The sequence below is a fragment of the Flavobacterium sp. genome (assembly GCF_020217025.1).
In the GTDB taxonomy this organism is placed as follows: Bacteria; Bacteroidota; Bacteroidia; order Flavobacteriales; family Flavobacteriaceae; genus Flavobacterium.
This window is the reverse complement of record NZ_JAIWOF010000021.1, coordinates 1-10,000: the sequence shown is the minus strand read 5'-3', so window position 1 is coordinate 10,000 and position 10,000 is coordinate 1. Positions and strand designations below refer to the sequence as shown.

7 protein-coding genes and 1 pseudogene are annotated in these 10,000 nt (G+C 33.8%); 2 read left to right on the top strand and 6 right to left on the bottom strand.

The window, feature by feature from the left end; genetic code table 11:
- The first annotated feature begins 184 nt into the window (after window positions 1–184).
- Entirely contained in the window at window positions 185–1,885 is a 1,701-nt protein-coding gene (gene recJ, locus LDL23_RS00905; protein ID WP_291264019.1) for a single-stranded-DNA-specific exonuclease RecJ, read from the top strand.
- On the top strand, window positions 1,878–3,134 hold the full coding sequence (locus tag LDL23_RS00900; protein ID WP_291264018.1) for an MFS transporter: 1,257 nt from the start codon (window positions 1,878–1,880) through the stop codon (window positions 3,132–3,134). The genes recJ and LDL23_RS00900 overlap by 8 nt, the downstream gene beginning before the upstream one ends.
- Here the strand turns inward: LDL23_RS00900 and LDL23_RS00895 are convergent.
- From LDL23_RS00895 to LDL23_RS00870, 6 genes and pseudogenes are all read right to left on the bottom strand, one after another.
- Complete coding sequence (locus tag LDL23_RS00895) at window positions 3,131–3,871, bottom strand: UDP-2,3-diacylglucosamine diphosphatase (protein WP_291264017.1); 741 nt, start codon at window positions 3,869–3,871, stop codon at window positions 3,131–3,133. The genes LDL23_RS00900 and LDL23_RS00895 overlap by 4 nt on opposite strands.
- Window positions 3,872–3,881: 10 nt before the next feature.
- Complete coding sequence (locus LDL23_RS00890) at window positions 3,882–4,334, bottom strand: 6-carboxytetrahydropterin synthase (RefSeq protein WP_111567447.1); 453 nt, start codon at window positions 4,332–4,334, stop codon at window positions 3,882–3,884.
- A gap of 6 nt (window positions 4,335–4,340) precedes the next feature.
- On the bottom strand, window positions 4,341–4,520 hold the full coding sequence (locus LDL23_RS00885; protein WP_291264016.1) for a hypothetical protein: 180 nt from the start codon (window positions 4,518–4,520) through the stop codon (window positions 4,341–4,343).
- Entirely contained in the window at window positions 4,517–5,278 is a 762-nt protein-coding gene (locus LDL23_RS00880) for an enoyl-CoA hydratase/isomerase family protein (RefSeq protein ID WP_291264015.1), read from the bottom strand. Before LDL23_RS00880 ends, LDL23_RS00885 begins: the two co-directional genes overlap by 4 nt.
- Window positions 5,275–8,724 carry a T9SS type B sorting domain-containing protein gene (locus LDL23_RS00875; RefSeq protein ID WP_291264014.1) on the bottom strand — a complete coding sequence of 1,150 codons (3,450 nt, stop codon included), beginning with the start codon at window positions 8,722–8,724 and terminating at the stop codon, window positions 5,275–5,277. The genes LDL23_RS00880 and LDL23_RS00875 overlap by 4 nt, the downstream gene beginning before the upstream one ends.
- 68 nt (window positions 8,725–8,792) lie before the next feature.
- Window positions 8,793–10,000: pseudogene (locus tag LDL23_RS00870) on the bottom strand (hypothetical protein); the annotation flags it as partial.

The following is a 10,000-nucleotide window of genomic DNA, read 5'->3' as shown; positions in this document are numbered from 1 at the left end:
GTTATGGAAATGTTCCGTCAATTTGCAAAAGTTGAGGTAGCGATTTTTTATCATAAGTTGTAAAATTAAACCTGACAGGTTTCGAAAACCTGTCAGGTTTAAAAAATATTTATACCTTTGTCATTCAATTATATAAGCCAAAATAAAATAAAATAATTCATAATTTTTAATTCGTAATTAAACTATGCGTTGGAATCCAAAATCTAAGCCAAATCCAGAAAAAGTACAAGCCATTCAGAGCGCCCTTCAAGTCGATGAAACTATTGCAACACTTTTAGTTCAACGAGGAATTGAAACCTTCGAACAAGCCAAAACCTTTTTCCGTCCCACTTTAGCCGATTTGCACAATCCGTATCTGATGAAAGATATGAACAAAGCTGTGGCGCGAATCGAAAAAGCAATTGCTAATAACGAAAATATTCTAGTTTTCGGAGATTACGATGTTGATGGAACAACCGCTGTTTCCTTAGTTTCGAGCTATTTACGTAGTTTTTATCCGAATGTTACGACTTACATTCCTGATAGATATGCAGAAGGTTACGGCATTTCTTATATGGGAATTGACTATGCAGAAGACAACGATATTTCCTTAATTATAGCTTTGGATTGTGGAATCAAATCAATTGACCACGTGTATTATGCCAAAGCAAAAAACATCGATTTCATCATTTGCGACCATCACCGACCTGGCGATATTTTGCCCGATGCCGTTGCGGTTTTAGATCCAAAACGCGAAGATTGTTCATATCCGTATGACGAATTGTGTGGTTGTGGTGTTGGGTTTAAATTGATTCAAGCTTTAGCCGAAAATAGAAATCAAACGATTGAAGATTTGGTAGAATATTTAGATTTGGTAGCGACTGCAATTGCGGCTGATATTGTTCCGATTAATGGTGAAAATCGAGTATTGGCGAAATTTGGTTTGGAAGTGATTAATTCGAATCCGCGACCTGGAATAAAAGCATTAATTCAAAATGTAAAGAAGAAAGTCTTAACGATTACGGATGTGGTTTTCATTGTAGCACCAAGAATCAATGCCGCTGGAAGAATCAAACACGGAAACGAAGCCGTTGCTTTATTAACGGAATACGATTTAGACCAAGCCGAACAATTTGCTTCTGAAATCGAGCAGCATAATTCCGATAGAAAAGAATTAGACAAACAAATTACGAAAGAAGCCTTACTTCAAATTGAAGAAAACAACGAGCAAGTACGATTTTCAACTGTTGTCTACCAAGAAAATTGGCACAAAGGTGTTATTGGAATTGTAGCTTCAAGATTAGTGGAAAATTACTATCGCCCAACTATTGTTTTTACAAAAAGTGGTGAAAAATTAGCAGCTTCAGCGCGTTCGGTAAAAGATTTTGATATTTATAATGCGTTGGAAGCGTGTGCGGAACATTTGGAACAATTCGGTGGACATATGTATGCCGCTGGAATGACGCTTTTGGAAGAAAACTACGAAAATTTCAAAAATGCTTTCGAAAAAGTGGTGCAAGAAACCATTCATCCCGATTTATTAACTCCGGAAATTTCATACGATGCCGAAATCGAATTATCCGAAATCAATCGGAAGTTAATGCGATTATTAAAACAATTCGAACCTTTCGGACCTGAAAATATGACGCCTTTATTCTTAGCAAAAGGATTGACTGATTCAGGTTATGCGAAGACTTTAGGTTCCGATAACGAACATTTGAAAGTATTCGTAAAACAAGGAAATTCGGAATCCTTTGGAGCTATTGGTTTTGGATTGGGAAATAAATTAGACTTGGTTGCCAACAAAAATAAATTTGATGCAATTTTCTCTTTGGAAGAAAATGAATGGAAAGATACTGTAACTTTGCAATTGCAATTACGCGATATCAATACTTCAAATGGCTAAAAAAGACCCTTTTTCATCTTTACGTATACCCGAATTTCGCTGGTTTTTAGCCATGCGATTGTTTATTGTTTTGGCTTGGTCGATGCAATTTGTATTGATTGAGTGGGAAGTGTATCGCATCACAAAAGACCCACTATCATTGGGATTAATTGGTTTAATGGAAATTATTCCAGCCATAAGTATGGCGTTGTTTGCTGGACATATTGTAGATCAAAATGAGAAGAAAGGCTTGTTAATCAAATGTTTTTCTGGATTAGCAACAATCAGTGCTTTGATGTGTTTATTAGTGCATCCGAATTTCATCGATTCTTTTTCCAAAAACACTATTTTGTACGGAATTTACGCTCTAGTTTTTGTGGGAGGAATCATCCGTGCGTTTTTAATTCCGTCCGTTTTTAGTTTATTGGGATTGATTATTCCTAAAAAAGAGCAACCTAACGCAGCTACATGGAGCAGTTCTACTTGGCAAGTGGCGGCTGTAATTGGCCCAGCATTGGCTGGATTTGCAATTGGTTGGATGGGTGCGTTTTGGTCATTGGTTTTTGTAGTTTTTTGTGTGATTATGGCTTTAGTCGTATTGACACAAATTGAAAGAAAACCGATTTTAAATCCAAAATTAGGCGAACCGATTTTCAAAAGTTTGAAAGAAGGATTGTCGTTTGTATTTAGTTCAAAACCTATTTTAAATGCTATTTCACTTGATATGTTTGCGGTTTTATTTGGAGGAGCTGTTGCATTATTGCCCATTTTTGCACAAGATATTTTAAAAGTAGGTTCGGAAGGATTCGGAATTTTAAGAGCAGCTCCGGCTATTGGTGGTTTGCTTACGATGTTAATTTCGACATCCATTCCATTACATCAAAAAGCAGGTAAAAAGTTATTATTAGCTGTTTTCGGATTTGGAATTTGTATTATCGTTTTCGGATTATCAACTAACTTTTGGTTATCTGTAGTAGCTTTATTCTTGAGTGGTGTTACGGATGGAATTTCAGTAGTAATTCGTCAAACCATTCTTCAAATTTATACACCTGATCACATGCGCGGACGTGTATCTTCTGTGAATTCAATTTTTGTAGGTTCGTCAAATGAATTAGGTGCTTTTGAAAGTGGATTGGCTTCCAAAATTATGGGAGTGGTTCCTGCGGTTGTTTTCGGTGGAATGATGACCTTGGGTATTGTGGGAGTTACAGCTGTAGCCTCACCAAAATTCAGAGAATTGGATATTGAAAAAGATTTGGAAACGATTTAATTTTTGAATTCTTTCAACTCCATTTTTTCGCCATCAAAAACGCCATAGGTGAAATAACCAATCCAATCGCCTAAGTTTACGTATTTAGAATTATCTTTTAGTTCGATTTCCAAAGGTAAATGACGATGACCAAAAACGAAGAAATTATAATGTTTGGTTTCTAGTTTTCTTTTGCAATATTGCACTAACCATTCGTTGTCTTCTCCTAAATATTTTACATCTTCTGCTCCAGAAATCAGTTTGTTTTTTACCGATAAGTATTGGGCTAATTTTACACCAATATCGGGATGTAACCAACGAAATAACCATTTTGAAAACGGGTTGGTAAACACTTTTTTCATTCTTTTATAACCCATATCGCCAGGGCCTTTTCCATCACCGTGACCAATTAAGAAAGTTTTTCCGTTAAAGGTAAATTCTTGATTATCGTGATAAACAGGAATGTTTAACTCTTTTTGAAAATAATCGTGCATCCACAAATCGTGATTTCCAACGAAGAAATAAATTGGAATACCAGAATCCTTAATTTCTGCTAATTTGCCTAAAACTCTAACGAATCCTTTTGGAACAACAGTTTTGTATTCAAACCAAAAATCGAATAAATCGCCAAGTAAAAAGATTGCATCAGCATCTTGCTTAACAACATCTAACCATTGAATGAATTTTTGTTCTCTTGGAAAACTTAATTCTGGCGTTGGAGCGCCAAAGTGTTGATCGGAGGCGAAATAGATTTTCATTGAAAGTAGTTTATTCATTATCAGAAGCGTACCACTCAGCAAAAGAAGTTTCCGTTTCTTGTAATCTTAAAGAATGTAGTTTTATATTTTCAGGTAAAAGATTTTTAATTTTATTAGAAAAATCAATTACCATGTTTTCGCTAGTAGGTTGGTAATCAACTAAAATTACATCATGTCCTCTAGATTTTAATTCATGAGCTAACTCTATATGAGGTGTGTTTTTGTTAAAAACAGTAGCGTGATCAAAAACATCTACAATTTGTTCTTTTACAATTTTTTTTAAATCGCCAAAGTCAATCACCATGCCATATTTTACATTTGAAGTATCCTTTATAGGTTTTCCGATTACGGTAACAGATAGTTTGTAACTATGGCCGTGAACGTTTTTACACTTTCCGTCATAACCATAAAGTGCATGGCCTGTTTCAAAGTTAAATTGTTTGGTAATTCTTATGTTTGACATTTTGATTTATTTTAAATTTTGTTCTTTCTTTTTTGCTCTATAGTAGAGGGTATATGCTATTACTGCAAGTACAATAAACGGGATAAAAGAACCTATTAGAACTCCTATTTGATATTGACTGTCTGGAGCATTTTTTAATTTTTGCTCCACGCTTACTTGTTGTAAAAAAAGAATTAAACTTCTCATTTTTTAAATTTTTCTAATGCGTTTTTTGTAAAATCTGACAAGACTAATCGTCCAGAGATGGCAGCTCTTTCATAAAGTAAACTGTCCCAATGATTTGTTCCTTCCCAAAGTACTTTTTTCATTTCATTCAAAGCCTCTTTGTTGTAGGATGAAATTTCAGTAACATATTGATTTAGTCTATAATCTAATTCTTCTATTGTTTCAAATACCTCAGAAAACAATCCTTTTTCAAATGCCCAATTTGATGTTTTCCAAACGGTTGGATTAAGCGTCATTTCTGCCATAGCCATCTTTCCAATTTTTCTTGAAACTACAGGTTCTATTACAAAAGGACCAATTCCAATAGCTATTTCAGAAAGTTTGATTTCACTTTTAGTTGTTGCAAAAGAATAATCACATGCAGCAGCTAAACCAACTCCACCACCAACAGCTTTTCCATGAATTCTGCCGATGATAAGTTTTGGACACTTTCTCATAGCATTAATTACATTAGCAAATCCGGAAAAAAATCTACTTCCGTCTTCGTAGTTATTTATTGAAAGTAGTTCTTCAAAAGTGGCTCCAGCACAAAACGCACCTGTGCCTGAACTTTTTAGAATAATTATAGAAGCGGAATCGTTTTTGCTTAAAGTATTAATTTCATCCGTTAATTCCTGTAGTAATGTGCTTGGAAAAGAATTACTAGCAGGGTGTGAAAATTCTATTGTAGCAACTTGATTTAATATTGAAGTTGTTATAGTTCCAGATTTTGAGATCATCGTTTTAAGCTAAAGTGTGATTTAAACTCTTTTTTTGCATTATTCTCTGTGTATTCAACTCTAAACCAATAATCAGTTGATGGTAATAAATTTCCATTATAGGTGCCGTCCCAAACTTCATTATTTAGACTATTTAATTTTTTTATCAATTTTCCGTATCTGTCATATATAGAAATAGATGCTTCATAACTTGTTGGAAGTTCAATTTTCCATACATCATTATAACCATCATTATTTGGTGTAAAATAGTTAGGGTAGGTGATTGTCTTTAGTTCTTGAGTAACCAATAGTCCACATCCTAAAATGTCTCTAACATAAACCATATATGTACCGTTTTCTAAATTTGTGAATATAGGACTTGATTGCCATACAATACCGTCTAAACTGTATTCATAAACACCAAAGCCACCAATAACACTTGCTTGAATAGTAGTTGCTCCATTTGAAAAAGCGGGTGATATTATAACGGCTGAGATTGATTCTGGTTCTGAAGATAAAGTTACAACAATAGTATCTGTATTAACACAAGAAGTAGTAGTATTTGTTACTTCAACTTGATATGTTCCAGCTTGAGTAACATTATAAATCGCTGAGTTGCCTGCCGGGTTTGCAGGGTTCCATACGTAGGAGTAATTTCCTGGAATACTCGGTGTTGCATTTAATGTGCTACTTCCTTGTCCGGTATAAGGGTCTAAACAGATTGTAAAATCGTTTCCTAAATTAACATTTGGTAATGGATCTACAATTAGTTTTAAAAATGGGCCTAAACCAGCACATTCATATAAGTTACTCTCTATTCTAACCCAAATAACTTGATTGTTTATAACTTCATTTCTATAATTAGTAGGGTTTGTAATTGGATTTAGTTCCGCTTGTGCATCGTTTTGATTCAAATAATATGAAAATGTATAGGTTTGTCCTACAGGGAATTGTGCTCTAATTGGAGCTTCTATGGTAGTTAAATCAAAGTAATCATAGCCGTCTGAGTCGGGGTCATTTGCATCAATGTAATCATCACATTCGTTAATAGGAAAAACGTAATTTTGATTTATGGTTGTTGTTGAAACAATTAAATTTACCTGAGTAACTCTGTAACAGCCTTGAGTATTTTGAACTCTAGCCCATACAATACTTCCATTTGCAGCATTAAAAAAGGTTTCATTTGTTACAAAATCATTGTTTTGTTGGGCTCCATTTTGAGAATTATGGTAGGAAAAAGTATAACTGTTATCTGTTGAAATTAAAATATTGGCTTGCGTTAAATTAAAATTAGTGACCGCGTCGCTATCAATGTCGCATTGTTTTAATGAGACATTGTTATTAATTATAGGCAATCTTTTTACTACTAAATTAAAACTATTTATAGCACTACAATTAGATGAATTAGTTAATCTAGCATAGATAATTCTATTGTTTGAATATATGTTTGTAATACTATTTTGACCTAATAATGCATCACCTTGAGAGATGTGATATGTAATAGTTATTCCTGTTTGAGTGCCTAGAAGATCGTTGTTTTTTGTTGTCAAATCAAAATTCACAAAACCATTCGTATCATCTCCATCAGTTGCATCGTCACAATTTTCTAAATCAGAGATTTGATATAAAATAGGTAAGTCATAATTGTTAACCACTATTTCTGCCGAGGGAGCATCACAAATTCCTGTTCCTGTAATGGAATAAGTGTAAGTTCCACTGCTATCTAATGCAGGATTGAAAATACTTCCACCTGAACTAAGTGCTGGAGACCAAGTTCCACCGGATACAGCTCCTGGTCCTAATAAAGTATATAAATCGGTTGTTGGACTATTTTTACAAGTGTTAAGCGTGTTATTATTTCCAACGAAAGGCGCTTGTTCTACATTAACGGTAATTTTAATGCTTAAACTAACGGTGGTGCCATCACAAGTTTTTGAAAAGTTATAGTAATAATCACCAGGGATATTATTATTGGGATTGAAAATATTTGAGACAATCGGATTACCACCTGTAGGAACCGTCCAAGTTCCTCCTAATTCAGGATTTCCATTTATAGAATCAAATAGATTTATTGTATTATTAGAACAAATGGTAATACTCGTATCTTCTGGTGTACTTCCAAATCCTGAGTAATAACCTCCAAAACCTGCTGCTCCACTTCGTCCAAGGACACCAACAGCTAAAGGACCAGTAGATGAAATGCTGACATCTCCAATTAAATCTCTTATTTGATAAGTAACCCAGTTTGCATTTCCTTGAAGTGGTTCTGGGAGTTCCGTTACCACATCACCATTTATTGATAAAACGGCATCATTACTCGTTAAGGCAATGACATCAGATGTATAAATTACTGGGCCAATTTGATTGATACTTGGGATTAAGTCAACCGATTTTTGAAAAAAACAACTCAAGGGAGGGATGAAATTTAATCCATTTGTTGCATCTCTAACATCTCCGGCAATGATCTGATACATGTAAATTGGTTTGTTACTTGTAACATACATATTTCGATTATTTGTCCCTTGATATAATGAATTTTGAATCAAATGATAATCGCCAGCATTCAAAGTTGTTAGCGGTATAGTACTACCATTTACATAAATTTGAGTATTATCTTCAGTTGCAATTACTAAAGGGAATTCAGATAAATTACTACCATTACCTCTAACTAAAGCATATTCATTCCCCACTTTTTCAATGGGAACGATTTGATCCAATGTTATATCTTGACCATCAGTTTCTGTGGACATACCTGCTAAACAATTGCCGGTATTTACGATAATTGGCTTTGTAGAGGTAACTAATGCGCCAACAAAGCCTGCTAAATTTGCAGGGGTATCTGTATAACCCGAGAGAACTACAGTTTGTCCTCTATTAAGGCTAAAAGTTTGAGTATTCGCATTATTTGTCCCATTTCCAGCCTGAAAAACAACATTTGTATCATAATCTGATACTGTAACAGAAGTTCCGTCCTCGGTTGCCATAAAACTTGTTACAAAATTTCGGGTACTCCCATCATAAACTTGCGGAAGACTTCCTACGCGAAATTGAGTTCCTAATCCTTCTTTTCCTTTTAAAATTAAAGTTTCTGCATGGTTCTCAGATACAACTCTAAAACTTGCATAAAAATCTTTAGGAGCTTCTAATATAAGTCCTTTGTCAGATTTAACTACATTAACATCTGTAACAGCTAAAAACATCGAAGATGGTTGTTGTGCGCCAATCAAAACAGATCTAGGGTTGCCTTGTGAAATTGTAAAAGGTGAGCCAGCAAGTGGAGTTCCGTTACCATTTTTTATAGTTACCTGAAAAGGTACTGGTTCAGGTGTAGATAAATAGATATAATGACTTGAAACTAATTGTTGATTTCTAGAATGCAAGGGAGGTAACCAATGTTTATTGCTTAATTGTGAAAAGCCTAACAAACTTGTTAGTAAATACGTTAATAAAAGGAGTTTTTTTAACATGATAAATTATTGGTATGATAATAAGATTGTAAAATTAATCAGAAATTTAGAACTAATCTAAATATTAACTAAAAAAACGCTCGTAATTGAATATTTCCTGTATGAATAGTTTTACTAGTTTCGCTATCTCTTCCCTGATAATTGATGTTGATATCTAAATATTGGGTAAGATTTTTTTGTAAAAGCAATCGCCAAGTTTGATTTTTTCCAGGTTGTAAACCTTCAAGCATCTGAAACGCAACTGGCGCTAAATTATTGCCTGTAAATGTGTTTTTATAATAGGAAAACTCACCATTCAAGCTAAATCCTTTTGTGCTGTTTACTGTAAAAGAGGTTCCAAATCTGCTTTGAACTAATGTTTCTAATGCGCCAATTTGATTTTCCTTGTTTTGAAATTCGTAAAACACATCCCAACTCGCATTTTTAGAAAATAAGTAGCCTATTTTTGGGACTATTTGGTAACTTTTAATTTTATAATCGCGACTTGGATAATTTTCAGAAGTTGAGTTTGTTTTCGTAGTGTTTCCAGATATGTTCACTAACCAACTTTTACGAATCAAGTGTTGGTATTGCAATTGGTGCGATTGATTATACGCTGCTACACTTCCTACAGAAAGTAAACTTCTGGATTCGTTTGATAAATAAGAATAAGTAGTAGAATGGTGTTGTTTTCCTCGATTAAAAAACAAACTGTTTCTAAAATTTAAATTCATTCCTACTAAATCTGCCTCTTTATTTTCAAATGGATTTAAGTTAAAATTAGCACCATTTCTCAATTTTTTTCTATCAATTAAATAAGAGGTTTGATTGTAAAAATGAGAAGCCAATTTTTTTATTCCCGTTGTTTTTTGCCATTCTGAAAAATTCAGATTTACAGTTTGAGAGAATTTATTTTGATGTGTTCTAATAAAAACCTGATTCGGCAAATAGACTCTAACATATTTCGCTAAATCTGGAAATGGAGCAATTTCAAACTCTTGTAATTCCTGAATTCCATTCCCATTATAATCGTTCCACATGTAAGTTCCTTGTGTAGGATCAACTTCTAAATAGGTGAATTCTTGTTGGGCTATAGTTCCAGATAAGGTTTCATAAATGGTTGTCAATTGCAATTTCTGTCCAGAAAAACGATCATTATACAAAACTCTTGAATTCAATGAAGGTTCATCTTTCTTATTAGAGTCTTCATATTGCAATCTTCGATAATTGATAAAAACGGCTAAGTTGCTTTTTTCGGTTTTCAGTAATTGCGATTTCAAATAATAAGAATTAGAAG